Origin of the sequence: Bradyrhizobium sp. 930_D9_N1_4 (assembly GCF_052076015.1) — a bacterium.
In the GTDB taxonomy this organism is placed as follows: domain Bacteria; phylum Pseudomonadota; class Alphaproteobacteria; order Rhizobiales; family Xanthobacteraceae; genus Bradyrhizobium.
In genome coordinates this window covers 4,881,231-4,906,628 of record NZ_CP197236.1, presented here as the reverse complement: position 1 = coordinate 4,906,628, position 25,398 = coordinate 4,881,231, and the positions used below count along the sequence as shown (strand labels likewise).

The following is a 25,398-nucleotide window of genomic DNA, read 5'->3' as shown; positions in this document are numbered from 1 at the left end:
CATCCGCGCGCCACATCGCTCCCCAGCGCGCCGCCGCAACGCAGGTGACGACCGACACCTGCGTCAGGGCGCCGGCTGAGGGCGCGTATGCGTCTGAGCCCTACCGGCAGCCGCCCTGCCTGCCGAACACGGGATACGCGTCCCCGTACGCGTACGCCTACTGACAATCGCGACGATGCCGGACTGGTGAATCCTGCCAGCCCGGCGTCGCCAACGTTTTCAGATTCTTCGCTTCCAATACGTCATCGCGATTGCTCCGAATGCTCCGAATTTTGGGGCATGACGAGCGATGTTGCCGGCTTGTAGACTGCTGCGCGATGCGGCTGGTCGTGGCCGCGATTGGCATGAGGAAGTGAAGATGCAGCGCCGCTACGTCACCGTCGACGTGTTCACCGACCGCGCCTTCGGCGGCAACCAGCTGGCCGTGGTGCTCGATGCCAGCGGGCTTTCGACCGCGCAGATGCAGGCGATTGCGACCGAGTTCAACTATTCCGAGACGACCTTCGTGCTGCCGCCGCATAATCCCGGCCACGACGCGGAGGTCCGCATCTTCACGCCGGTGAGGGAGCTTCCCTTCGCGGGTCATCCCAATGTCGGCACCGGCTTCGTGCTGGCCCGGCGCGGCAATGAGCCCTGGCCGCGGTTGTTATTCGAAGAGAAGGCCGGGATCGTGCCGGTCGAGATCTGGCGGGAGCAGGGCAAGGTCGTCGGCGCCGAGCTGACCGCGCCGCAGCCGCTGGCGCGTCTTGCAAAGCTGTCCGCCGCCGAGGTCGCCGCGTGCCTGTCATTGACCGCGGACGACGTCAGGACCGATCGTCATTTGCCGGAGGTCGTCGGCGTCGGCACGCCGTTCGTGGTCGCGGAATTGCATTCGCGCGATGCGGTTCGGCGGGCAAAGCCCGATGCTGCGGCGTTCGCCCGGACGCTCCCGCGCGAGGGCGCCTTCGCGATCTATTTCTACACGCGCGACATTCCCGAGGCCGAGGCGCCTTGCGACCTCCAGGCGCGGATGTATTTTCCGGGCGCAAGCGGGCTGATCGAAGACCCCGCCACGGGTAGCGCGACGGTCGCGGCCGCCGCGTTGCTCGCCGAGCTTGATCCGCTCCGCGACGGCGAGCTGAAGCTCACCATCGGTCAAGGCTTCGACATGGGCCGGCCAAGCATCCTGCGGACGACAGTGGAAAAGGAGGGCGACGCCCTTCTCGATGCCTATGTCGGCGGCAATTGCGTACAGATGATGGAAGGGACGTTCGAGCTGGCGGGGGAGGGGTAGGCCCTTCGACCAAGCGACCTCGTGCAAGACCCGTCATCCCGAAGTGCGAGCCCTTGCGAGCCTCGAAGGATGCACGGCCGAGTTCTCGCAGCGTCAGTGGCACGCCGTCGTCCTTCGAGTCCTCCGCTTCGCTACGGCACCTCAGGATAACGGCTACGGCTAACGCCGACGACTGCAGCTAAACCTGTCGCCCCGCCAAATTCCTCACCGTCACCCCATCGCGCTCCTCGATGATCTCGGCGATCATCTGGCGGTGGCAGTGGGTGTGGTCGCGCTCGTAGCAGAGCAGGCGCACGGGGCCGGCCTTCTTCACCAGCGCCGAGAGCTCGTCCATCTCTTCGCGCGCCTGCGGTGTCTTCAGGTGCTTTGAATAGATCTTCTCCAGCACATCGTATTGCCCGCTGCGCGCCGCGAGCCGACCCTCCTTCGGCGTGCCGAGGGCTGAGAGATGGACATAGGCGATGCCGCGCTCGTCGAGACCTGCGGACAGCTGCTTCTTGGAAAAGCCCGGCCGCCGCGACGACGTCACCGCGCGCACGTCGACCACGAGCTTGACGCCGGCCTGTTCCAGCTCGTCCAGCACCGCCTTGGGCGGCGTCTGCTCATAACCGATGGTGAAGAGCTTTTTCGCCTTGGCCATGAACCATCCTCAACTCACCCGCGCGATCAGTTCCATCGCGCCGTGCGGTGCGCGCACCTTGCCCTCGTGGATGACATAGGCGAACACGTCGCGCGGTTCCTTCTTCGGCTTGGCCGTGTCGACCTTCGGGAGATCATCGGGTTCGCCGCCCTCGGCCCAGGCCTGAAGGCGTTCGGCCCAGGCGTCGAGTTGCTTCGGCGGATAGCAGGTCTTGATCTCGTCGTTGCCCTTCTGAAGCCGCGCATAGACGAAGTCGCTGGCGACGTCGGCAATCGCAGGATATTTGCCGTGCTCGGCGAACACCACAGGCGTCTCGTGCTCGCGGATCAGCGCGACGAAATCAGGCGTGCAAAAGCTGTCGTGACGGACTTCGACGACATGGCGCAGCGCGCGTCCGTCGAGCTTGCGCGGCAGCAATTCCAGAAACGCACCGAAATCGGCGCCGTCGAATTTCTTGGTCGGCGCGAATTGCCACAGCACCGGCCCGAGCCGGTCGCCGAGTTCCAGCACGCCGGAATCATAGAACCGCTTGATGGAATCGCCGGCCTCGGCGAGCACGCGGCGGTTAGTGGCAAAGCGCGGTCCCTTCAGCGAGAACACGAAACCGTCGGGCACTTCGCGCGCCCATTTGCGAAAGCTCTCAGGCTTCTGCGAGCCGTAATAGGTGCCGTTGATCTCGATCGAGGTCAGCTTCGAGGCCGCGTAGGACAGCTCCTTCGCCTGCGTCAGCTTCTCCGGATAGAACACGCCGCGCCAGGGCTCGAAGGTCCAGCCGCCGATGCCGATGAAGATGTTGCCGGATTTTTTGGACGCGGTTTTTGCTTTGGCCACGGGAGGATCTCGCATCGACGGGGGAGGGACCTCATCCTAATCAAACCAGATGTGATTGGCCAGTTGGCCGGTCCCGTCTAAGCTCGAAACGGGAGCCGCGCAAAAAGGAGAACAAGATGCGGATGCTGATGCTGGGAGCCGTGCTCGTCATGATGACATCTGCTGCCATGACAATGTCTGCGATGGCGGATGACGACGACGACATGGGTTCGCGGAAGATCGCCCAGCAGGGCCGCGACGATTATTGGCATTGCCTGGCGCGGGAATATTCGCGTGACAGCAATCAGGGCCTGTCGGAACAGGACTTTGGCCGCTCGGTTGCCGGTGCCTGTCCGTCAGAGCGGCAATATTACCGGGTCGCGCTGCTCGACTATCTCAGCACGCAATATCCGAACATTGACGCCGGCGCCCATCTCGCCACCGCGAACCGGGCGGTCGAGTCGGCGCAGAAGGACATCGTGACGGCCTTCGTCAAGCACCGGCCGCCGCAGAAATAGCCCATTAAACGATACCGCCCGGGAGCCCTTCCGGCGCCGCGCTCATCCATGGTATCACTGGGCACATCTGGAACGGGGATGGATTTCGATGTCGTCTGAGTCGGTGGGTGGCATTCTGGGCGCGATCGTCGCGGCGATGGTGCTTGCGGTTGCCGTCGTCTTCGGGCCGATCGGACAATATGGCAAGCCGCCCAAGCCGGCGAAGGTCGAGCCGGCCCCGACCGCCATGGCGCCGGCAACCCCTGCCGCACCGGCGCCACGCGGGCCGGTGATCAAGGAAGTCCCGAACTAGGAAGGTTCTGAAAAAGGTTCTTTTGCCCCCTTGCGAACCGGGTTTGGCGTTCCTATCTAGCTTCTAACGGCGACGTTGAGCGAAAACTCCGACGCTGGAACGACCTTGGAATAGCTTGGGCTGCGCCGGATGTACGCGCGGTCCGCCGTTCCGGGGTCGTTGGCATTTTGGGACCCCTTTTGGGGCCGTTCCCCACAGAAACCCCGGCCCTGTAGCCCAAGAACTTGGCATCGCAAGACGCGGCGGATATACGCTGCCGTCATGAACGAAGCGATCAGACCGGGCGTCGACAATCAGGCTCACGAGGGGCCGGAACTGTCGGTCATCGTCCCGACCTTCAACGAGCGCGACAACGTCACGGTGCTGTACCGGCGGCTGGAGGCGGTGCTCGCCAACGTCGCCTGGGAAGTCGTGTTCGTCGACGACAATTCTCCTGATGGCACCTGGGACGTCGTACGCGCGCTGGCGCAGCAGGACAGCCGCGTGCGCTGCGTCCGCCGTATCGGCCGCCGCGGCCTGTCGGGCGCCTGCATCGAGGGCATCCTGGCCTCGAGCGCGCCCTTTGCAGCCGTGATCGATGCCGACCTCCAGCATGACGAGACGCAGCTGCCGAAGATGCTGTTGCTGCTTGCGAGCGACCAGGCCGATCTCGTGGTCGGCAGCCGCTACATCGAGGGCTACAAGAGCGAAGGCTTCAACAAGCAGCGTGCCGGCGCCAGCGCGCTGGCGACCGAACTCGCCAGAAAGGCGCTGCGGGTCGAGATCGCCGATCCCATGAGCGGCTTCTTCATGATCCGCCGCGACCGTTTTGAAGAGCTCGCGCCCAAACTGTCGGTGCACGGCTTCAAGATCCTGCTCGACGTCGTCGCCAGCGCTAACGGAACCTTGCGCGCCGTTGAAATTCCCTACACTTTCGGTGAGCGCCAGCACGGCGAAAGCAAGCTCGATTCCATGGTCGCGCTGGACTTTCTCGGCCTGGTGCTGGCCAAGTTCACCAACGACGCTGTCTCGCTGCGCTTCCTGTTGTTCGCGATGGTCGGTGGCATCGGCCTCGTCGTGCATCTGACGACGCTGTTCATCGGACTTCAGCTGTTCAAAGTGCCGTTCGCGGAAGCCCAGGCCGCCGGCGCACTCGTCGCCATGACCGGCAATTTCATCCTCAACAACTTCCTCACCTATCGCGATCAGCGGCTGAAGGGCTTTGGGCTGCTGCGCGGCCTGATCGCGTTCTACATCGTGTGCAGCGTCGGCCTGCTCGCCAATGTCGGCGTCGCGTTCTCGGTCTACGATCAGGAGCCGATCTGGTGGCTGGCCGGCATGGCAGGCGCGTTGATGGGCGTGGTGTGGAACTACGCGATGTCCGGACTGTTCGTCTGGCGCAAGAAATAGCCGCGGGATGGGCGGGGCTGACGCGCGGATCGTCCGTAATACCGCGCTGGTGATCCTCGCGCTGGTCGGCTTGCGTCTCGTCGCGGCCGCCTTCACGCCGATCACCTTCGACGAAGCCTATTACTGGATGTGGTCGAAGAATCTCGCGGGTGGTTATTACGACCATCCGCCGATGGTCGCCTATGTCATCCGCGCCGGCACCATGATTGCCGGCGATACCGAGCTCGGCGTCCGCCTGGTCTCGATCCTGCTCGCACTGCCGATGAGCTACGCGATCTATCGCTCGGCCGCGATCCTGTTCGGCGGCGCGCGGGTGGCGGCGACCAGCGCCATCCTGCTCAACGTCACCATGATGGCCTCCGTCGGCACGCTGATCGTGACGCCGGATGCGCCGCTGCTGGTTGCCTCCAGCTTCGTGCTGTTCTTCCTCGCCAAGGTGCTTGAAACCGGCCGCGGCGTCTGGTGGCTCGCGGTCGGTGCTGCTGTCGGCGCCGCGCTGCTGTCAAAATACACCGCGATGTTCTTTGGCGCCGCGATCCTGATCTGGCTCGCTGTCGTGCCGAAGCTGCGTCGCTGGTTCCTCTCGCCCTGGCCCTATCTCGGCGGCCTCGTTGCGCTCGCGCTGTTCTCGCCGGTGATCCTCTGGAATGCCGATCATCAATGGGTGTCGTTCGCCAAACAACTCGGCCGCGCCAAGATCGAGGATTTCCGCCCGGTCTTCATCGCCGAGTTGATCCCGACCCAGATCGCGTTCGCGACCCCCTTGGTTTTCATCCTCGGCGCGATGGGCCTGCATGCGCTGACCTGGCGCCGGGCTGGTGCGCTGGCTTCGCGCGTGCTGATCGAGACGTTGTTCTGGACCATCGTTGCCTATTTCGTCTGGCATTCGCTGCATGCCCGCGTCGAGGCCAACTGGTTCGCGCCGGTGTACCCGCCCTTCGTCGTGGCCGCGGCTGCGGCGGCAAATCTCGCGCAGTGGAAGCCGCGCGCGCGCCGCCTGGTCGATTTCTGCCTGCGCTGGGCCGCGCCAACCGGCATCGTGATGTTTGCCGCGCTGATCGTGCAGGCCAATACCGGCTGGCTGTCGGGCTATCGCCGCGATGCCACCGTGCGCAGCGTCGGCGTCGGCTGGCGCGAGCTCGCCACCGAGATCGAAGCCGTGCGTGCCCGCAACGGTGCGACCTGTGTTCTCGCGCCGGATTACGGCACCACCGGCTGGCTCGCCTTTTATCTGCCGCCCGGCACGTGCGTGGTGCAGCAGAACCAGCGCATCCGCTGGGTCAACATGCCCGAGCCTGATCCCAAGCTGCTCGCCGGCAAGCTGATCTTTATCGATGAGCTGCGCCCGGACGGCCATCCCGCCCTCAACGATCTGTTCACGCAGGTGACGCGCGTGGCCCAATTGCAGCGCAAGCGCGGCCCGCTGGTCGTCGAGACCTACGGCATCGATCTGCTGGAAGGCGCCAAGGGCGACGTGCTGGACCGCTCGCCGCCGCCGGAAGCGCGGTAACGGTTTCGCTGTCGTCCCTGCGAACGCAGGGACCCACACCGCGTGATGTATCGATGGGCGCAAGTGTTCGTACCGCGGTAACAAGCTGCGTACTGGCAGCCTTCGCCAAACGTCTCCCTGTGGTTATGGGTCCCCGCTTTCGCGGGGACGACAGCTGACAATGAGCCGCGCAGCAGGGGCGTCAGTCGATCATCTCGGCCTTGGTCGCGGCTTGATCCGGCCCGCCATGATCCCGCCAGAACCAGACGGTCACCACGCCCGAACGGCCCCGAACCTGCGTCAGCAGGGGGCCTGTCAGGATGCCGTCGGAAGCGCCCTGAAAGTCAGCCGCATCGAGCAGCGTATCGGTCAGCGCGAGCCGCGCATTGTTCTGGGCCGCGACCTCCATCAGCCGGCTCGCGACGTTGACGGTGTCGCCGTTCGCCGTGATGTGCTGGTGGCTCTCGCCGAGACGGGAGGCAACGATCGGGCCGCAATGCGCCCCAATCTTGAAACTAAGCCGGCCGCTGATCGCCGGCGGCAGTGACGCGATCCAGCGCTCGGCACCGCGGTGCAGCTCGATCGCACATTTCAGCGCGCGCGCTGCGTCATCGGGCATCGCGCGTGGCAGGCCGAACAGGATCATGGCGCCATCGCCGAGAAAGCTGGTGATCATGCCGCCGCAATCGACCGCGGTCTTGTCGATCAGCACATGGAACGCCTTGAGGATGTCCTGGAGCTCGTCCGGATCGATCTTTTCGGTGAGCGCCGTGAAGCCGGAGAGGTCGATGAAGACGGCGGCACCGTCCTGCCGGACCGGCTTCGACAGGAAATCGGGATCGCGCGCCAGCCACTCCTGCACGGCGGGTGCCTGGAATTGCGCGAGCGACCGGCTCTTGGCGGCGAGATATTGCGTGCGGCGGCCTCCCGCCCACAATTGCACGCCGGCAAAGACCACGACCGGTGGCACGGCGGCGGCGAGCGTGGTTGCGGCATTCAGCCAGACGCCGTGCGTGAATGCGAACAGGTTGAGCCCGGCCCAGGCGATCATCACCACGGCCGCCGCCATGATGCCGAGCGCGCTGCGTCGCCAGGCGAGCAGGCCGACCAGCAGCAGCGGCAGCAGGATCGCGGTGAGCGCGTCGGCGATATGGACCTTGCGGTCGCGCATGATGCCGTCGCCGGCGACGAGATGGGTGATCGCGGTCGAGACCACCTCGACGCCGGGCATCAGGGAATCGAACGGTGTCGGATAGAAGTCGCCGCCGCCGGCGACCGAGGCGCCGATCACGACAATGCGGTTCTCGATCGCGGCGCGATTGAGCGTGCCGTCGAAGATGCTCTGCGCGCTGACGGTGCGGATGGTCCGGCGCGGACCGTAATAAGTGATCGGCAGCGCGAAATCGGTGTCGGTCGGCACCATGCGGTCGCCGAGCATGAGATGATCCGGTGCGATCGTCAGCGGCTTGTCCAGCGCACGCGTCGCGACACGCAAGGGAAACGACAGCTCGACCTTGTCGCGGGTGCGGAACAGCATCGGCACCGACAGCGGCGAGCCCGATTGTCCCGTCGCGACGTTCACCACGCCGACCTCGGCGTGATCGGCGAACGCCGGCAGCGGCAGCAGGAAGCGCTCGGCCTGCGGCAGGACGGCGAGGGGACCCTGGCTGCTGGGCTCGACGGTCTCGCTGGCGCTGGGAAAGATTGCCGCGGCGGCGAGGACCATCGGGCCGGTGGCAAGCGTGTTGGCGAGCGTGGCGTCGCCGATCGCAGCGCTGCGGTCGAGCAGCAGCAGATCGATGGCGACGACCTTCGGCTTGAACTGCACGATGGTGTCGACGACACGGGCGAGATCGGCGCGCGGCAGCGGATAGCTGCCGCCACGCTTCACGACGGTGTCGTCGATCGCGACGATGGTGACGAGATCGGGCGGCGCCTGCACGCCGCGGACCTGCGTTCGCCAGTCCGTCAGCGTCGCCTCGAGCCGATCGAGGAAGCGCAGATGACCGTTGGCGTGGCCGGCATAGATACCCGCGCCCCACAGCGCGGTGAGGGCGAGGGCCACCAGGATCTGAACGCGTCTCTTCATACCGTCGTACTGCAATCTTCTGTGTTGTCAGGGCCTGACCGGGCAGGCCGTATCGACCAGGGTCTATTGACCAAGTCTTATTGACCCAGTCGCTATTGACCCAGTCTTGCCATCAGCGCGTCGACGCGCGGCTGGCCCCATGTCTTGACGGTCAGCGGACCGGTTGCCTCGACATCGACGCCTTCGCCGGGGCCAAGCACGACACCACGTCCACGCGCCCTGCGGGTCACGCCGACACGGCCATTCGCGACGAACACCGAAGTCTTGGCTTCAGCGACATCGACGGCCCATTTGGTGCCGCGCACGGCGGCGATCGCTTGCGGCGTCAGCACCTTGAAGGGATTGCCGCCGGGCTTCTTGGGCACCTCGACCAGCAGCGCTTTGCTGCTCAACTCCACGGAGTCTATATGTCCGTCGCGGTTGGCGTCCTTTAGTTCAAATCGGGCGCCGCTTTCGGCGACGATCGTGATGCCGTTGTCGCAGCGCCAGACTTGCGTGCCGGCGGCCGACGGCGATGCCGTGCAGCCCGCATTGGCGGCGGGCTGTGCGATTGCAGATCCAATCAACGGAAATAACCCCGCCAGGGCGAAAAGCCCTGCGCGCGCGAACCCTCTCATGCCAGCCTCCGTTTGCGTGCTCGGCACAGTTCAAGGCGATGTCGATACGGTACCGTATCACCCGCAGAGGCTGCTGAAAAGTGCCGCTCTCGCAGCTATTTTCTCGGAGCGGCCTTTTCCAGACCGTCGCGATCAACTTTCAGTCAAGGCGCCCTATGACGCCGAGAGGCTGCCGGACGAGCCCGGCCTGCATGGTTCGAGACGCCCGCTTTGGCGGGCTCCTCACCATGAGGGTCTGATATTTGGCCGCAAAACGAGACCTCATCCTGAGGGCCCGCCGCAGGCGGGCGTCCCGAAGGATGGCCGCGCGTGGGCTTCCCCATTGGCGGCGAGGGACACCCATCGCGCACCAGCCCCGCGCAACGCTTCACCGTTATCGTCCGGGGTATTGAAGACACGAAAAGGACTCGGTTGGTGGGTTTAGAGGTGCGGCCGGAGACGCCCGCCAACCGTGCTGAACCGGCCGAGAATCGTGGTTAACAGTTTTGCCTAAGTCCGTAGTTCTGCGGGCTTTTTTCTCGAAATGGGACAGCGTTAACGCGGTGCCTCACATCTGCCCGAACTTAATCCGCATTTAACTAAAAGTCGCCCTAATGACGCTCCGACCTTCTGCGAGATGCTGTTCCCGGATCGTGACCAGCGGCACTTCGAAGGGGGACTGAGTGACACCGTCCTGGACGCTAGGCGAATGAGTATGAGTATCGCTGCGCAGAGTAACGCGGCACGGAAGTCCAAAAATTTCTCGAAGCAGAATTCGCGGAAACCTTCCCGGAAAATGACCACGACCAATTGGCTTGGCGCCGCCGCCATCGGCTGCGCCGTGATGGGCGCCGGCTGGACCATCTACAGCAACGTCTTCGGCGCGAGCGCTTTTCCGACCGTCGGCAGCATTGGCTACGACGAGCCCGTGATCAAGCGCGCCCCCAAGGTCGCGCTGCGCGAGGCCGGCGACGCCATCAGGGAGACTTTCGCGCTGCTGCCCGACCGGCTCCAGGTCGCAGCCCCGATCTCGCGCGAGATGTTCAACGAGCGCTTCGCCGCGGCTGCGACGCAGGGCGTTGCGTCGAACGCTGCGAGTGCTGCGCCCGCAACCAGGGTTGCCGAGGCTCCGAAGCCCACCGTGATCGCCAAGGTCGCGGAAGTGCTGAAGCCGACCGCGGCCAAGGTCACTGAAAAGATCACCGACGCCGTCAAGGGCAAGCGCGCTGACGCGCCGGTGCAACTGGCCTCGGCCGATTCCGCCGAAATCGTCCCGGCGCCTGAGGCGAAGCCGAAATCCATCGCCGATCGCGCCAAGGCCGCGGTGATGTCGATCACCGGCCCACGTCAGTCGATGGTCGAGAAGCTCTGGGGCAAGCGCGAGCCGTCCGGCGGGCTTTTGGCCTATGCATCGGCCGACGCCAGCATCACCGCGAGTATCGCGCCGAAGGAGCAGAACCCCATGCTCGGTGGTTCGTACCCCTATGAGCGCGACACCGCAGTTTATGACATCACCGCCAAGACGGTTTACCTGCCCGACGGCACCAAGCTCGAGGCGCATTCCGGCCTCGGCCCCAATCTCGACGATCCGCGTTCCTCGCGCACCCGCATGCGCGGCGTGACGCCGCCGCACATCTACACGCTGAAGCCGCGCGAGGCGCTGTTCCACGGCGTGCCGGCGCTGCGCCTGACCCCGATCGGCGGAGAGAGTGCGATCTACGGCCGCGACGGTTTGCTCGCGCACACCTTCATGCTCGGGCCGAACGGCGACTCCAACGGCTGCGTGTCGTTCAAGGATTACTACGCATTCCTCGACGCCTACCGCAACAAGGGCATCCGCAAGCTCGCGGTGCTGGCGCGGGTCGAATAAGCTCAGCTGGCTCATTCAAATCGTGCAAAAGGGCCGCTCTCAGCGGCCCTTTTCTTTTGTGCGTCAGCCCGGCCAGCACTGCCCGCCACCGTCGATACGAAGCACCTGGCCGGAGACGAACGCGCCCATGGGACCGGCGAAGAACTCGACGACGCGCGCGACTTCGTCGACGGTCGCGATGCGGTCGAGTGTGCCGGTTTCGACCATCCGGTTCGCGTCCACCGCGCGCGTGCCGAGGAAGCGGCCGGTGCGGGTATCGCCGGGCGCGATGCAGTTGACGGCGATGTCGTAGGAACGAAGCTGGTCGGCAAGGCACCGCGTGTAATGGGTGACGCCTGCCTTCGACACCGCATAGATCGAGCCCTGGGTGCGCCCCTTGAAGGCGGCGACCGAGCCGAGCGTGACGATGCGGCCGCGTTTTCGTTCCATCATGCCCTTCGCGACCGCCTGGCAGGTCAGGATGGTCGAGAGCAAATTGCGCTCCAGCACCGCGCGGACGTCGGCCTCCTTGATGTTCACCGCATCGTTCGGGTCGGGCTTGCCGCCGGCAGCCGCGATATCGCCGCCGGCATTGTGGACGAGAATGTCGATCGGGCCGAGGGCTGCTTCGGTCTCCGCAATCACGCGCGCGATGTCCTCACCCTTGGTGAGATCGCCGAGCACGCGCTGACTGCGGACGCCGAATTGCTGGCCGATCTCGGCGGCGACGGCGGTGAGGGTGGTGCCCTCGCCATATTCCGCCGGGCCGTTCTCGCGCATGCCGTGGATGGCGACGTCGGCGCCGAGCGCGGCCAGCTTCTCCGCAAAGGCGCGCCCGAGCCCGCGGCCCGCGCCTGTCACCAGCGCGACCTGTCCTGACAATACTTTTCCGTCATGCGATGCCATGATCTTCTCCTGTTGTGAAATGTCAGTCGGCCGCGAGATCGAGGCTGATCGCCATCGCCTGCACCAGGCACATCGGGGCGACCAGCGTGCGCAACGCCGGCTCGGGCATGTCCTGGATCTCGAAAACCACGCGCGCGCCCTCGACGATCGGGCTCAACAGGCTGTCGGTGATGGAGATCGTCGGCACGCCGCGCGCGACAAGCTCGGGAAACAGCCGCGCCGTATCCGGATAGTAATTGCGGAAGCTGATCGCGACCAGCGCATCCTCCGTGGTCGCGGCATGCGACTGTTCGTGAATGCTGCCGCCCAGACCGTCGAGCAGGACGACGCGCCGTCCGAGTTTGCGCAGCACGTAGGCGAGGTGGATCGCGACCGGAAACGAGCCGCCGAGGCCGAGCAGATAGATGTCACGGGCTTTCGCCAGGATCGCGGTTGCCGTGTCCAGCTCGCGCGCATGCACGGACTGGCTCAGCGCGACGAGCGACGATTGCGCTTCCGAGACGAAACGTGACAGCACCGCCGCCGGCTGGCGGCCGAGCACGGATTTTTCCTCGCTCTTCATGCGGGCGAGCCGCGCCTTGTAGCTCGGCGCGACGCCGGCGACGAGGCGGGAGCGGAATACCTGCTGCATCTCGGTGAAGCCGCCGAAGCCGAGCGCATGGGCAAAGCGGACGATCGCCGATGGCGGCACGCCCGAGCGCTGCGCCACCTCCGCGACGGTGCCGAGCGCGACATCGGTCGGATGATCGAGCACGAACTCCGCGATCTGCTGCAGCCGGCCGGACAGCGCCCGGTGCCGCTGCGCAATGGCGCCGCGCAACTCGTCGTAGCTCATCGCGCCCTGGGCCTTGTTCATCGTCTCGGGTCTCCTGATCGGTCGCCTGTTTAACGGCATTTCACTGTTTGGATCAAATATTCCACTTTACATAACAAATGGAATGAATATTCTAAGTGCACAAAAAAGCAAAAGACTTCGAAAACGGGAGGAAACGATGAGAGGGCGTCAGATCTCACGGCGAAGCGTTCTGAAGGGCAGCTTGATGGCGAGCGTCATCGGCGGCACCGGCAGCTTCTTTGGGCCGTGGAAAGAGAATCACGCGTGGGCGCAAGGCGCGAAGCCGATCAAGCTCGGCCTGACCTGCGATGCCAGCGGCCAATATGGCAACAGCGGCCAGGATGATTTCCGCGGCATCAAGATGGCGATCGACGAGATCAACGCCAAAGGCGGCGTGCTCGGCCGTCAGGTCTCGTTCATCACCGCGGACACCGAGACGACGCCGGCCACCGGCAGCCGCGTCGCCGAGCGCTTCATCACCCGCGAGGACTGCACCATCCTGATCGGCGCGCTGCATTCCGGCGTCGCCAACGCGATCACGCAGGTCGCCAGCAAATACGGCGTGATCTACATGAACACCAATTCCTCCGCGCCGAGCGAAGCCGGAGAGAACTGCTCGCGCGTGAAATTCGTCTGGGACGGCAACGGCACCAATTTCTCCAAGGCGTCGGTCAAGAACTCGGTCGATTCCATCGGCAAGAACTGGATGCTGCTGACCAACGATTACGTCTGGGGTCACACCACGTCCGCTGCGACCAAGGCGCAGGTCGAGGCTGCCGGCGGCAAGATCGTCGACAATCTGCTGGTGCCGCAGAACACGCGCGACTTCACCGCCTACCTGCTGAAGATCCAGCAGGCCAAGCCCGACGTGGTCGCGACCGCGATCGGCGGTGATGACATCAAGGCGCTGCGCGAGCAGGTGGCGCAGCTCAAGCTCGACGGCAAGCCGGCCTGGATCAACAACCAGCAGGACTGGCCCGACGTCTGGGGGGCGCCCGACAGCCTGTTCGGCGTGTTCGGCACCACCTGGTATCACAAGCTGCAACTGCCCGGCGTCGCCGACTTCGTCAAGAAGTGGCAGGCCGCCAACAAGGACGGCCCGATCCCGGTGCCGGGCAACGTCTCCTACAACGGTTACATGTCGACGCGTGAACTGCTGCGTGCGATCGAGCGGGCAGGGTCGACCAACAACGTCAAGATCATCAAGGAGCTCGAGAACCTCAAGGTCTCGGCGACCGACCGCATGCAGCATTTCGATGCCTACATGGATCCAGCGACGCATCAGATGCAGCAGACGATCTATCTGGCGCGGCGCAACGCCAAACCGGCGGACAATACCGACCTGTTCGAGATCATCAGCTGGACCGAGCCGAAATCGGCTGCCGATGACGCCGCTCCGGCTAAGTGCAAGCTCACGCCTTACGAGCAGGTGCCGACCGTCGACTCCTAGAGCCGGTACGTCACGTCGCAGACCGAGCGGCGCGCAATCTCGTGCGCCGCGCGCCGGGCCATCCGTCCGGCGAGCAATGCCAGTTGCGAGAGCCAAAACCTTGTTCGACCTTCTTCCGCATCTTCTGAACGGCCTGACGCTCGGCCTGTTGTTCGCACTGATCGCGCTCGGCTTCATGCTCATTGTCGGGCTGATGGAGCAGATCAACCTCGCGCACGGCTCCCTGTTCGCGCTCGGGGCCTATGTCGCCATGCAACTGACCGGACCGCGCCCGCCATTGCCGGCCGATCTCGCCACGATGTGGCTCGCGCTGCCGCTCGGCTGGCGCTATGCGGCCACGCTGGTCATCGCGCCCGTGACCGTGAGTCTGGTCGGCATGCTGATCGAGCTCTGCATGCGGCGCACCTACGGCAAGGATCCGCTGTACGGACTGCTGCTGACCTTCGGCGCGGCGATGGTGATCGAGGAACTGATCCGGCTGGTCTGGGGTACCCGCGACTACGTCTTGCAGGTGCCGTCCGCCATCAATGGCGGCTTCCTGTTCGGCGATTTGATCTGGTCGACCTATCGCTTCTACGCGGCGGGCATCGCGGCGGGAATCATCGGCCTGGTCTGGCTGCTGATCGAGAAGACCTCGTTCGGCGCGACGGTCAAGGCCGGTGCGCATGACAGCGAGATCGTCCGCGCGCTCGGCATCAATTTGTCGCGGTTGCGGCTGCTGGTGTTCGTGTTCGGCACGATCCTGGCCGCGGTCGCCGGCATCATCGTTGCGCCGATCTGGGGCATTCGTCCGCATATGGGCGTCGATGCGGTCATCCCGGCATTCCTGGTGATCGTGCTCGGCGGCGTCGGCAGCTTCTGGGGCGCGGTCGTGGCTGGTCTTCTGGTCGGACTGTGTGTCGGTCTTGCCGGCGCCTACGCGTCCGAATGGTCGCTGTTGTCGATGTACATCCTGCTCGTCGCCGTCGTGACATTCCGCGCGCGCGGCCTGTGGGGCAAAAAAAGCGTGCTCGAGGCCTAGGGAATGATTGTGGGATCAAAGTCTTCATCCGACGCCGCACGCCTCGTCACGCCGACGATGCTGGTGCTCTGGCTCGTGCTTGCAACGGTGCCGCTCTGGATCACCAAGGTCGGGCTCTATCCTTATCTCGGGATCGAAATCCTGATCTGGTCGCTCTATGCGCTGGCGTTCAATCTGGTGCTGGGCACGGCCGGACTTCCGTCGTTCGGACATGGCGCCTATTTCGGCATCGGCGCCTACGCGTTCGGGCTCTGTCAGCTCGATATCGTCGCCAATCTCTGGATTTGCCTCACGGCCGCGGCCGTGGTCGCGGGGCTCGCCGGCGTGCTGGTGGCGCTGTTCATCTCGCACCGGCGCGGCATCTACTATGCCTTCATGACCATCGCCTTCGGCCAGATTTTCTGGACGCTGGCGATCAAGTCGCACCGGATCACCGGCGGCGAGGACGGCCTGCTCAAGATCAAGCGGCTGCCAGCCGATTTCGGGCTGGTGTCGTTCGATCTCACCGACAATGTCGCGTTCTACTATTTCGTGCTCGCGGTGTTCGCGGTCGGCACTGCCGCATTGTGGCGGCTCGTGCATTCGCCCTATGGCCGCGTGGTTGCTGCGATCAGGCAGAGCGAGGTTCGCGCATCCCATCTCGGCTATAACGTGTGGCTCTACAAGGCATCGGTGTTTGCGCTGTCGGCGGCTGTCTCCGGCTTTGCCGGCGGATTATTCGCGATGGCGCAGTTGGCCGCATTCCCCGACGTCATGAGCCTGCATCAATCCGGCTACGTCGTGATGATGACATTGGTTGGCGGCGGGCTCGTCAGTTTCTGGGGTCCGGTGATCGGGGTGTTTCTCTTCCTCACCGCCCGCGACGTGATCGGCGCGCTGACCAATGCCTGGATGCTCTATTTCGGTCTGCTGTTCATTGCGATCGTGCTGTTCCGCCCTGAAGGCATTGCCGGCGCGCTCTCGGCCGCCGTGCAGCAGCATTCCCTCAACGCGCTGAGGCGTCGCGGCACATCCGCGATGCGGCTGCTGGTCGGAGGCGGGCGATGAGTATGTTGGAGGCCGCAGGCGTCCACGTCCGCTTCGGCGATCGCGTCGTGCTGGAAAGCGTCGATCTCGCGGTGGCCGAAGGCGAGTTTCACGGCGTGATGGGCCCGAACGGCGCGGGCAAGACCACGTTCTTCAATGTCCTTACCGGTCGGGTCAAGCCAAGCCGCGGCAAGATCCGTCTTGGTGGCGAAGACGTCACGGGCCTCAGCCCGCATCGCATCGCGAACAAGGGCATTGCCCGCTCGTTTCAGATCATGACGCTGTTCGACGAGTTTTCGGCACGCGACAACGTCATGATGGGCTTGCCCGAATTTCGCGCCCGCGGCCTCGATATCGCGCGCGCCGCAGCCGCGGACCGCAGGTTTGCCGAGCAGGCCTCCGAAGCGCTTGCCGCGGTCGGCCTCGCCGACAAGGGCGATATCCGCGCCAAGGACCTCTCCTATGGCGACCGCCGCGCGCTGGAGATTGCGGTGGCGCTGGCGCAGGCGCCGCGCGTGCTTTGCCTGGACGAGCCGACCTCCGGCCTCGGCTCCGACGGCGTGCAGCGGCTCGCCACGCTGGTCGCGCGCCTGAAGGGTCGGCTGACCATCGTCGCCATCGAGCACGACATGGAATTCCTGTTCTCGCTCGCCGACCGCATCTCGGTGATCCATTGGGGCCAGGTGGTGGCGCGCGGCACGCCGCAAGAGTTGCAGCAGAACGAATGGGTGCGCCGCTCCAATCTCGGGAAGTTCGCATGATCCTCGAAGTTGACGCGGTCGATACCTTCTACGGCGAGACCCAGGCGCTGTTTGGCGCCTCGCTCGCCATCGAGAGCGCAAAAGTGTTTGCCCTGCTCGGGCCCAACGGCGCCGGCAAGACCACCATGCTGCGCTCGATCCTCGGACTGACGCGGCCGCGCCGCGGCGCTGTCCGGTTCGACGGTCACGACGTGACGCGCGAGCCGACCCACGAGATCGCACGCGCCGGCATCGGCTGGGTGCCCGACGACCGGCGGCTGTGTCCGACCTTGTCGGTGGCGCGCAATCTCTCGATCGCGCAGAAGCGCACGCGCTTTCGCCACTGGAGCGTCAAGGAGGCGAGCGCAATCTTTTCGCCGCTCGAATACCTCATGGAGCGCGACTGCGAAAACCTGTCGGGCGGCGAGATGCAGATGGTCGCGATTGCGCGCGCGCTGGTGGGATCGCCGGGGCTGGTCCTGTTCGACGAGCCGAGCCAGGGTCTGGCGCCAAAGATCGTCGGCGACGTGCTCGCCACAATTTTGCGGATGAAGGACGAAGGCATCGCCTCGTTGGTCGTAGAGCAGAATGCCGAGATCGCGCTGTCGGTCGCGGACCGTGCCGCGGTGATCGATCGCGGCCGGATCGTCTGGACCGGGGAGGCCGCCGCCTTGCGCGATGACCGCGCCCTTCGTCAGCGCCTGCTGGGAGTACACTAAGTGGCCGCACCGCTGCTCGTTCTCGATGATATCCGCAAGGTCTATACGCGGGGCCGCATCGTCCGCCGTCCGACCTTCACGCTTCAGGCAAATCTGTCGCTGGACGAACCCGGCATCGTCGGCGTCGTCGGGCCGAACGGCGCCGGCAAGACCACACTGTTCGAAATGATGACCGGCTCGAACGCGCCGACCTCGGGGCGGGTGCTGGTCGCGGGCACGGATATCCACGCTGTCAAATATCGCGAGCGCGACCGGCTCGCGATCCACTATCACCAGTCCTACCAGGTCAGGCGCTTCCGCAAGCGCGTGCCGTCTGCGTTGCTGGCGCCGTCGCCAACGAAGGCGCCGCTGGTTCATCTGTTCGACGAGCCGCAATTCAACCTGCAGGACGGCTATATCGGCTTCATGCTCGATTTCTTCCGCAAGCTGCGCGACGAGGGCAAGCTGGTCATCCTCTGCATGCATCCGACAGCGAGCTGGCATCTCGACATCCTCTCCGAGATCGCAGGACGCTTCCTGTTCGTGGCCGGTGGCGGCGTGACGCCCATGGCGGATTTCGGCTCGCTCGTCGCCGATCCGCGCTGCCGCGCGTATCTCGGGCCGGACATGACAAAGGCGGCGGACGCGATTCGTCACGGCGCTGCTCACAGCTCGACCTAGAAGGAGACTCCATTGGCCTATTCGAACACCCAGCTTTTCATTGCCGGAAAATGGCGACCGGCCCATTCGGGCCAAGTCATCGAGGTCCGCAATCCCGCAACTGAGGAGGTGATCGGGACCGTCGCCCATGCCGGCCAGTCCGACCTCGACGAGGCGTTGGCGGCGGCGAGTGCCGGCTTCAAGGTCTGGCGCAATGTCGCGCCGTTCGAGCGCTGCCGGATCATGCGCAAGGCCGCCGCCATCATGCGCGAGCGCAATGACGAGATCGCGCCGCTGCTGACGATGGAGCAGGGCAAGACGCTCGGCGAAGCCAGGATGGAGGCAATGGCCGCCGCGGACGTGATCGAATGGTTCGCGGAGGAATCCAAGCGCGCCTATGGAAGGCTGATCCCGGCGCGCGGGCCCGGCATCTACCAGATCGCGATGAAGGAGCCGGTCGGCCCGGTGGCGGCGTTTACGCCGTGGAATTTCCCGATCAACCAGGTCGTGCGCAAGCTCTCGGCCGCGCTCGCCGCCGGCTGCTCGATTATCGTGAAAGCGCCGGAGGAGACACCGGCTTCGCCGGCGCAGCTCATCCGCGCGTTCGCGGACGCGGGTGTACCCGACGGTGTCATCAACCTCGTCTACGGCGTGCCCTCGGAAATCTCCGAATATCTGATCCCGCATCCAGTGATCAGGAAAATCTCCTTCACGGGCTCGACTCATGTCGGCAAGCAGCTCAACGCGCTCGCCGGCCTGCACATGAAGCGCGCCACGATGGAGCTCGGCGGCCACGCGCCGGCGATCATCTTCAAGGACGCCGACGTGAAGTCGGCCGCGAAGATTCTGGCGGCCGCGAAATATCGCAACGCCGGCCAGGTCTGCATCTCGCCGACGCGGATGCTGGTGCAGGACGACGTGTTCCGCGAATTCGTCGATACGTTCGTTGACAGCGCCAAGGCGTTCAAGGTCGGTAACGGCCTCGATCCCGAATCCAAGATGGGCTCGCTCGCCAATCCGCGCCGGGTCACCGCGATCGAAGGCATGGTGCAGGACGCCGTCGGCAAGGGCGCGACGCTCGAGACCGGCGGCAAGCGCGTCGGCAACAAGGGGCACTTCTTCGAGCCGACGGTGGTGAGCGATGTGCCGAAGGATGCCCGTGCCATGAACGAGGAGCCGTTCGGCCCGCTCGCGCTGATCTCGCGCTTCTCGTCGTTCGACGAGGTGGTGGAGGAGGCCAACCGTCTGCCCTTCGGCCTTGCGTCCTACGCGTTCACCAGCTCGGCCAGGACGGCGGCCGCGGTCGGCGCGGCGGTCGAGGCCGGCATGATGTCGATCAACAGTTTTGGGCTCGCGCTGCCCGAAGTGCCGTTCGGCGGCATCAAGGATTCCGGCTACGGCTCCGAAGGCGGCACCGAGGCGATGGAGGGTTATTTCAACACCAAGTTCATCAGCCAGACCGGCGTGTGAGCGCTGGGTGATGCGCAGCTACCGCTTCACGAACACCAGATTGCAGGCACGCGCCTCGTTGCGCTTGCCGGTGCCGCGGGTGCGATCGAACTGCGCATCGACCGTAAAGGCGTAAGGCGAGCCGGGCGCGAGGTTATTCAGCGTGTACGTGCTCGCCCCGGTCGTGCCGCGCGCGCTCAATGTGGTCTTGCCGTCCGCGGGGATCTGGCCGTCGATCTCCAGCCGGTTGATATTGTTGCCCGGGCCCTGCGCCTCGGCGTGAAACACACCGTTGGTCACGGTGGCGACCAGGGGCCGGGTAAAGCCCTGCGCCTTGCCGGTGGCCAGGCAATTCAAGGTCACGTCCCAACTGCCGTCAAAATCCTTGCTTCCTGCGGTTTTGGCGTTGCCGCTGGGCGCCAGCGCCACCTTCTGCTTCAGCCCTTCAACGCGCGCCTTGGCGAGCGTGGCGAAGATGCAGTTCGGGAATCTCGCGAGATGATCCTCGAAGGCACCCAGCGTGCCGATGCCGTCGGCGGCCTTCCAGTGCGCTTCCGCGGCCGCGCACGGGTCGGCTTTCGGCGCGGCCTGCGGCGCCGCAGGGGCAACCGTAACCGTCACGGGTCCGTTCAGATAGAACTTGCCGATGATCGACAGCGACAGCTCCGGAAGCTGGGTCTTGCCGCTGGAATCGTAGACGTCGCTGCTGATGTCGCGAAAGACCTCGCCGATCTCCTGCGGCTCCTCGATGTGCTTCAGGAACGCGGTCGTATAGGGACTGTTGCGGCCGGTGCCATCGGCGGCGACCTGTCCCGATTGCGTCGAGAACGACACGATCGTGCCGCGCGGCGCTTCGACCTTCGACAGGCCGCGCCCGACCGAGGCGGCGCGCGTGGCGGAGCGCTTGAGCATGTCCGCCAGAGGATTGTCGCGGCAGGAATCGAGGATGAGGATGCGCAAATTCTTGGCCTGCTGCAAATCGTTGATGATGTCGTCGACCCGCACGAAGCGCTTGAGGTCGGCTTCGTCGGTCAGCGCGGCGTCGACAGGCATCAGGTAGTTCACGCCGTTGTACTGCATGGCGTGGCCGCTGTAGTAGAACATGGCGACGTCGGCCTTGCTCGCGGCGCGCGCGAAGCGGATGGTCAGGTCCTGCATGTCGGCCTGACGCAAATCGATGCCCTGGATCACCTCGAAGCCGCTGCGCTTGAGCGAGGCCGCAACGTCCTCGGCATCGTGCGAGGGATTGGGAAGCTGCGCCGTCGAGACATAGGCGCCGTTCCCGATCACCAGCGCGACCCGCGTGTCCGCCGATGCGGGAGCGGGGTCAAGCCAGCAGGCGAGGAGGGCCAAGAAAATGCCGGAGATATGAAGTCTGGAAAGGGTGCGCATGAAAGCCGTCCGGGAAAAATCAAAAAATATCCCCCGAGATTAGCGCATGCCGCGCCGGCATCAATGCCCTCGCGATGGAACCCTCAAATTTCGCGGCCGTGGCATCCTGTCACGCCGTCAGGGTTTTGCGCAGCGCCACCTCGGTTGCGATCGCCTCCCGCACTGCGGGGCGCGCCTGCATGCGGCCGAGATAGGCGAACAAGGAAGGCCATTGCGCGATGTCGACGCCTGCCGGGCGAAGCAGCAGCAGCGCCCAGGTCAGGTGGGCATCCGCGACGCTAAAACTGTCGCCGACGAGGAATTCGCGGTCCGCGAGATGCGCTGACGGCACTGCCAAGGTGTGCGTGATCCGGGCTCGCGGCTTGGCCAGAGAGCCATCGTCCTTGTACCAGAAGGTCGGAAACAGGAACGCCTTGTGGATCTCGGCGCCGACAAAACTCAGCCATTCCTGGAGGCGGTAGCGGTCGGGATCGCCCAAGCGCGGCGCGAGGCCCGCCTCCGGCTTCGCGTCGGCGATGTATTGCAGCACCGCCGCGCTCTCGGTCAGCCGTTCGCCGTTCTCCAGCACCAGGACCGGCACCGCGCCCTTCGGCGACACGCCGCGGAAATCGCTGCCGTCATCCACGACCGTCTTCGTCCAGATATGGGCGAGGTGATAGCGCGCCTCGATGCCGGCCTCCATCAGTGCGATGCGGCTGGCAAGCGAGCAGGCCATCGGAAAGAAATAGAGTTGCAGCATCGCATCGTTCCGTCAGGTCAGTGCTTCGCCTGGCGTGATGATCGCGAAGCGGTCCGACAATTCGGCCAGCGCGACCTCGTGAATGGTCCTCGCGGAGAGTGCACCGCCGCGTCCGTCCGGCAGGTCGCGCGTGGCGCAGGCATCCGCCGCAATCGTGATGCGCAGGCCGAGATCGAGTGCGGCACGCGCGGTCGAGCTTACGCACATATGGGTCATGAAGCCCGCCAGCACGATGTTGGTGCGGCCGGTCGCGGCGAGGCGAGCTTGCAAATCGGTGCCGGCAAACGCGTTCGGCAACCCCTTCTCGATCACGGCCTCGTTCGTGAGCGGCTTAAGGCTCTCGACGATCGCACCGCGCTCGGCCTCGCGGTCGAACAGGCTTCCCGCGCGGCCCTTGTGCGCGATGTGGAAGATCGTAGCACCGCTCTGCCGTGCACGCGCGAGCAGTTTTGCGGCAACTGCAATCGCCGGCTCCGCGTCGGGCAGGGCGAGTGGGCCGGCGCGGTATTCATTCTGGATGTCGATCAGCACGAGGCAGGAATCGGAGAGCTTCGGCGGATTGAGATCGGCGCCGGAGAGTTCGAGCAGGGTCTTGGGAGCGGTCATGCTGGTCAGCCTCTGGGTAAATCGGATGCCCTGACACTAGCGCGGCCACGGCCTGCCATTGTGCAGGACTATTGCAGCATATGGCTGCAAATTTGCAGGACACCGCGCCGCCTGCTAGGCTCGCCCGATGAACTGGGACGATCTGCGCATCATCGCCGCGGTGAGAGACGAGGGCACCTATGCCGGCGCCAGCGCGCGGCTGCGCATCGACGAGACCACCGTCGGCCGCAGGCTGGCGCGGATCCAGCGCGACCTCGGCGTGCCGCTGTTCGACGCGGTGGACGGCTTGCGCCGTCCGACGCGCCATTGCGAGGCGGTGCTGGAGCATGTCGGCGCGATGGCCGCGCATGTCGCGGCGATCGATCGCATCAAGGAGAACCAGCCAGGCCCCGTCGGCCGCCTGCGCATCGCCTCGACCAATGCGGTCGCCGAGGAGCTGCTGGCGCCGCACGCGAGCCGCTTCCTGCGCGATCATCCCGGACTGACGCTGGCGTTTCTGACCTCCAGCGGCAACGTCAAATTCTCGCGCTGGCAGGCCGACCTCGCCATCCGCCTGCGCAAGCCGGACAAGGGCGACTTCACCATCTCCAAACTGGGCGACATGCGGTTGTACTTCTTCGAGCCGGTCGATCGCACCGGCGAGGAGCCCGTCGTGTGCGGCTTTCCCGATGAGCTCGACGCCATTCCCGAGGCGCAGTATTTGCGCGCCAGGCGGCTGACAAACGCGCGCTGTATCACCGACAATGTCCGCATTGCCCGCACCATGATCCAGTCGCATCAGGCCATCGGCGTGCTGCCCGAGCACAGCTGCGGCGAACTGCTCGCCGACCGCGGCTTGCGCGCGACGCTGTTGCCGAGACGTCGCGACGTGTGGCTCCTGGTGCAGAACCACCTCAAGCGCGATCCCGCGACGCGTGTAACGATCGACTGGGTGAGGGCGTGCTTTCAGGACATGTCGCGCGCCTGACGTCACATCGCGTTGTGCTCATCGCGTCACAGTATGTGGTGCGCGACGAAAAAACTTTGCGATGGGCCTTGCAACCCGAACGTGCTTAGTCTATTGACGCGCTCCTTCGCTAGGCCATGTGTCCGGGCTCGTTGAGATCCCGGCTGGCGCGATCCGGTCTCCGGTTTCGTGTTCCGCCGAATGAAGGCCAAACGCGGGACGTAGCTCATGGAGAGCGTCGGGGTAAAACCCGAAGGCATCGGTTCGATTCCGGTCTCTTGCACAAAGGATAGCTCAGCTTGGTAGAGCAGATGACTGTTAATCATCGTGACGCGGGTTCGAATCCCGCTCCAGCGCTACGGGTCAGCCTGAAAAACTGACACCTCTGAAGAGGACCGGACGCGCGCTTCAGTTGCCGTCCGGCCGCATTGCCCAAAAGGCTTTCGTCCGAACAACAACACTGTGAGACCGGCTTCGCGCCGCGGGTAGATACCGCTTGCGTTGATGCCGGGTGGGCTCCGCACGACCGCTCGGCACCCGTCGGGCGATCGCGCGCGTGCGCCCGTCGTCGTGCAAGCTCACACCCCGGTCCGCCGATGTCACAGGAAGCGTCGTCCGCGTCCTTACGTCCTTTGCAAACGAAACCTGTTGTCCGGCATCCGGCCGGGCGCAAACGAAGGAGGCGTGCCATGGACTGGCATTTGCTGACAACCAAGATCACCGTGAAGGACGGTGAGCGCGCACTACTCACGCGAAACGGCCAGCTCGAGCGCGTGCTCGCGCCGGGACGGCATCGCCTGTTCGACCTGCGCAACGAGCTGACGGCGACCGTGTACAATGTCGTGGCGACCGAATTCCCCGCGGATCGCTACGCGGTGCTGAAGGCCGCGCGCCCTGATCTCGCAGCCGAACTGTTCGAGGCTGTGGAGACGACGGCGGACGAGGTTGCCATCGTCAGCCTCGACGGCCGGCCCATGCATCTGATGACGCCCTGGCAGGTGCGCGTCTACTGGAAGGTCGCGACCCGCATCGATGTCGAGCGCATCGATGTGTCGAGCGATGTCAGGATCGGCGCGCGGCATCTGACCATGATCGAGCGCAACCGGTCGACCGTCTCGATGGAGGCGGTGGTCGAGAACCACGAGGCGGGCCTGCTCTATGTCGAGGGCCGGCTCGTGGAGCGGCTCGCGGCCGGCCGGCACGCCTTCTGGACCGTCGGCCGCAAGATCGAGGTGAAGCGCCTCGACCTGCGGCCCCAGGCGGTCGAGATCACGGCGCAGGAGATGCTGACCAAGGATCGCATCGCGCTGCGGGTGACGTTGACGGCGTTCCGTCGGGTGGTTGATCCCGAGCGCACGGTGGCGACGGTGCCCGACGTGGATGCGTGGCTGTACCGGTTGGTGCAGTTCGCGATCCGCGAGGCGGTGGCCGGCCGGACGCTGGACGAGGTGCTGTCTGCGAAGGCGGCGCTGGATGCGGAGCTGCGCGACTACGTCCGTGCACGCGTCGCGGACTCCGGCGTCGAGGTCACCGAGCTCGGCGTCAAGGACGTGATCCTGCCCGGCGAGATCCGGGAGCTGGTGAACAAGGTGGTGGAAGCGGAGCGGGTCGCGAAGGCGAACCTGATCCGCCGGCAGGAGGAGACCGCGGCGACGCGTTCGCTTCTGAACACCGCCCGCCTGATGGAGGAGAACCCGCTGCTGCTGCGGCTCAAGGAGCTGGAGTCGCTGGAGCGGCTGGTCGAGAAGGTCGGCCGCATCGATCTCCACGCCGGCAACGGCGAGGGTCTCGATGCCCTCCTGACCAAGCTCGTGCGCCTGAAGGCGCCCGAGAGCACGTGAAACGGAAGGGCCGCCCACGGGCGGCCCTTCATATTTTTGTTGTATTTGCTAGCCGTGAACGCGTGAGCGCGCCCCTGCGACCAATATCCTGAGAGGGGATTGCGCGCGCGCGAAGGTTGCGTAATCTCGCGACGACGATCTCGA

Annotated in this window: 24 protein-coding genes and 2 tRNA genes; 17 read left to right on the top strand and 9 right to left on the bottom strand. The window is 65.2% G+C overall.

The window, feature by feature from the left end:
• Positions 1 to 358: 358 nt before the first annotated feature.
• Positions 359 to 1,273 carry a PhzF family phenazine biosynthesis protein gene (locus AB7532_RS23370; RefSeq protein WP_441237051.1) on the top strand — a complete coding sequence of 305 codons (915 nt, stop codon included), beginning with the start codon at positions 359 to 361 and terminating at the stop codon, positions 1,271 to 1,273.
• A 178-nt stretch (positions 1,274 to 1,451) separates the two neighbouring features.
• Here the strand turns inward: AB7532_RS23370 and AB7532_RS23365 are convergent, their stop codons facing one another.
• Positions 1,452 to 1,913, bottom strand: coding sequence for a DUF488 domain-containing protein (locus AB7532_RS23365; RefSeq protein WP_441237050.1), 462 nt, complete (start codon positions 1,911 to 1,913; stop codon positions 1,452 to 1,454).
• 9 nt (positions 1,914 to 1,922) lie between these two features.
• The gene (locus AB7532_RS23360; protein WP_441237049.1) at positions 1,923 to 2,759 is read right to left on the bottom strand and encodes a DUF72 domain-containing protein; all 837 of its coding nucleotides are present in this window, start codon (positions 2,757 to 2,759) and stop codon (positions 1,923 to 1,925) included.
• Between the two features lie 101 nt (positions 2,760 to 2,860).
• Here AB7532_RS23360 and AB7532_RS23355 point away from each other — a divergent pair, with 101 nt between their 5' ends.
• From AB7532_RS23355 to AB7532_RS23340, 4 genes are all read left to right on the top strand, one after another.
• A complete protein-coding gene (locus AB7532_RS23355; RefSeq protein ID WP_441237048.1) occupies positions 2,861 to 3,241 on the top strand; it encodes a hypothetical protein in 381 nt (126 codons plus the stop codon).
• 88 nt (positions 3,242 to 3,329) lie between these two features.
• On the top strand, positions 3,330 to 3,533 hold the full coding sequence (locus tag AB7532_RS23350) for a hypothetical protein (RefSeq protein ID WP_441237047.1): 204 nt from the start codon (positions 3,330 to 3,332) through the stop codon (positions 3,531 to 3,533).
• Between the two features lie 261 nt (positions 3,534 to 3,794).
• Complete coding sequence (locus tag AB7532_RS23345) at positions 3,795 to 4,922, top strand: glycosyltransferase family 2 protein (protein WP_441237046.1); 1,128 nt, start codon at positions 3,795 to 3,797, stop codon at positions 4,920 to 4,922.
• A gap of 7 nt (positions 4,923 to 4,929) precedes the next feature.
• On the top strand, positions 4,930 to 6,432 hold the full coding sequence (locus tag AB7532_RS23340) for a glycosyltransferase family 39 protein (protein WP_441237045.1): 1,503 nt from the start codon (positions 4,930 to 4,932) through the stop codon (positions 6,430 to 6,432).
• 181 nt (positions 6,433 to 6,613) lie between these two features.
• On the opposite strand, the gene AB7532_RS23335 is transcribed toward AB7532_RS23340, so the two are convergent.
• Positions 6,614 to 8,500 carry a CHASE2 domain-containing protein gene (locus AB7532_RS23335; protein ID WP_441237044.1) on the bottom strand — a complete coding sequence of 629 codons (1,887 nt, stop codon included), beginning with the start codon at positions 8,498 to 8,500 and terminating at the stop codon, positions 6,614 to 6,616.
• A 92-nt stretch (positions 8,501 to 8,592) separates the two neighbouring features.
• A complete protein-coding gene (locus AB7532_RS23330) occupies positions 8,593 to 9,117 on the bottom strand; it encodes a FecR domain-containing protein (RefSeq protein ID WP_441237043.1) in 525 nt (174 codons plus the stop codon).
• 775 nt (positions 9,118 to 9,892) lie between these two features.
• On the opposite strand from AB7532_RS23330, the gene AB7532_RS23325 reads away from it, so the two are divergent.
• Positions 9,893 to 10,966, top strand: coding sequence for a DUF2778 domain-containing protein (locus AB7532_RS23325; protein WP_441237042.1), 1,074 nt, complete (start codon positions 9,893 to 9,895; stop codon positions 10,964 to 10,966).
• Positions 10,967 to 11,029: 63 nt separating this feature from the next.
• Here the strand turns inward: AB7532_RS23325 and AB7532_RS23320 are convergent, their stop codons facing one another.
• On the bottom strand, positions 11,030 to 11,851 hold the full coding sequence (locus AB7532_RS23320) for an SDR family NAD(P)-dependent oxidoreductase (RefSeq protein ID WP_441237041.1): 822 nt from the start codon (positions 11,849 to 11,851) through the stop codon (positions 11,030 to 11,032).
• 22 nt (positions 11,852 to 11,873) lie between these two features.
• On the bottom strand, positions 11,874 to 12,707 hold the full coding sequence (locus AB7532_RS23315) for a MurR/RpiR family transcriptional regulator (RefSeq protein WP_441237040.1): 834 nt from the start codon (positions 12,705 to 12,707) through the stop codon (positions 11,874 to 11,876).
• A gap of 136 nt (positions 12,708 to 12,843) precedes the next feature.
• Between AB7532_RS23315 and AB7532_RS23310 the strand changes: the two genes are divergently transcribed.
• The 7 genes from AB7532_RS23310 (at position 12,844) to AB7532_RS23280 (ending at position 19,751) form a co-directional block, all read left to right on the top strand.
• Positions 12,844 to 14,136 (top strand): ABC transporter substrate-binding protein, encoded by a 1,293-nt coding sequence (locus AB7532_RS23310; RefSeq protein WP_441237039.1) that lies wholly within the window; start codon positions 12,844 to 12,846, stop codon positions 14,134 to 14,136.
• A gap of 100 nt (positions 14,137 to 14,236) precedes the next feature.
• A complete protein-coding gene (locus tag AB7532_RS23305) occupies positions 14,237 to 15,157 on the top strand; it encodes a branched-chain amino acid ABC transporter permease (protein WP_441237038.1) in 921 nt (306 codons plus the stop codon).
• A gap of 3 nt (positions 15,158 to 15,160) precedes the next feature.
• The gene (locus AB7532_RS23300) at positions 15,161 to 16,204 is read left to right on the top strand and encodes a branched-chain amino acid ABC transporter permease (RefSeq protein ID WP_441237037.1); all 1,044 of its coding nucleotides are present in this window, start codon (positions 15,161 to 15,163) and stop codon (positions 16,202 to 16,204) included.
• Positions 16,201 to 16,944, top strand: a complete 744-nt coding sequence (locus AB7532_RS23295; protein WP_441237036.1) for an ABC transporter ATP-binding protein — start codon at positions 16,201 to 16,203, stop codon at positions 16,942 to 16,944. Before AB7532_RS23300 ends, AB7532_RS23295 begins: the two co-directional genes overlap by 4 nt.
• Positions 16,941 to 17,642 carry an ABC transporter ATP-binding protein gene (locus AB7532_RS23290; protein WP_441237035.1) on the top strand — a complete coding sequence of 234 codons (702 nt, stop codon included), beginning with the start codon at positions 16,941 to 16,943 and terminating at the stop codon, positions 17,640 to 17,642. The genes AB7532_RS23295 and AB7532_RS23290 overlap by 4 nt, the downstream gene beginning before the upstream one ends.
• A complete protein-coding gene (locus AB7532_RS23285; protein WP_441237034.1) occupies positions 17,643 to 18,302 on the top strand; it encodes an ATP-binding cassette domain-containing protein in 660 nt (219 codons plus the stop codon). It begins immediately after the preceding gene.
• A 12-nt stretch (positions 18,303 to 18,314) separates the two neighbouring features.
• A complete protein-coding gene (locus AB7532_RS23280; RefSeq protein WP_441237033.1) occupies positions 18,315 to 19,751 on the top strand; it encodes an NAD-dependent succinate-semialdehyde dehydrogenase in 1,437 nt (478 codons plus the stop codon).
• 18 nt (positions 19,752 to 19,769) lie between these two features.
• On the opposite strand, the gene AB7532_RS23275 is transcribed toward AB7532_RS23280, so the two are convergent.
• The 3 genes from AB7532_RS23275 to AB7532_RS23265 all read right to left on the bottom strand — a co-directional run bounded on the left by AB7532_RS23275 (position 19,770) and on the right by AB7532_RS23265 (position 22,467).
• Positions 19,770 to 21,122, bottom strand: a complete 1,353-nt coding sequence (locus AB7532_RS23275; RefSeq protein ID WP_441237032.1) for a caspase family protein — start codon at positions 21,120 to 21,122, stop codon at positions 19,770 to 19,772.
• 109 nt (positions 21,123 to 21,231) lie between these two features.
• Positions 21,232 to 21,861: a glutathione S-transferase family protein gene (locus tag AB7532_RS23270; RefSeq protein WP_441237031.1), complete on the bottom strand. Its 630-nt coding sequence runs from the start codon at positions 21,859 to 21,861 to the stop codon at positions 21,232 to 21,234.
• Between the two features lie 12 nt (positions 21,862 to 21,873).
• Positions 21,874 to 22,467: a cysteine hydrolase family protein gene (locus AB7532_RS23265; protein WP_441237030.1), complete on the bottom strand. Its 594-nt coding sequence runs from the start codon at positions 22,465 to 22,467 to the stop codon at positions 21,874 to 21,876.
• A 127-nt stretch (positions 22,468 to 22,594) separates the two neighbouring features.
• On the opposite strand from AB7532_RS23265, the gene AB7532_RS23260 reads away from it, so the two are divergent.
• The 4 genes from AB7532_RS23260 (at position 22,595) to AB7532_RS23245 (ending at position 25,254) form a co-directional block, all read left to right on the top strand.
• Complete coding sequence (locus tag AB7532_RS23260) at positions 22,595 to 23,434, top strand: LysR family transcriptional regulator (RefSeq protein WP_441237029.1); 840 nt, start codon at positions 22,595 to 22,597, stop codon at positions 23,432 to 23,434.
• A gap of 193 nt (positions 23,435 to 23,627) precedes the next feature.
• Positions 23,628 to 23,696: transfer RNA gene (locus AB7532_RS23255), tRNA-Leu, on the top strand.
• A 5-nt stretch (positions 23,697 to 23,701) separates the two neighbouring features.
• Positions 23,702 to 23,769, top strand: a tRNA-Asn gene (locus AB7532_RS23250).
• A gap of 333 nt (positions 23,770 to 24,102) precedes the next feature.
• The gene (locus AB7532_RS23245; RefSeq protein ID WP_441237028.1) at positions 24,103 to 25,254 is read left to right on the top strand and encodes an SPFH domain-containing protein; all 1,152 of its coding nucleotides are present in this window, start codon (positions 24,103 to 24,105) and stop codon (positions 25,252 to 25,254) included.
• The last annotated feature ends 144 nt before the right edge of the window (positions 25,255 to 25,398 follow it).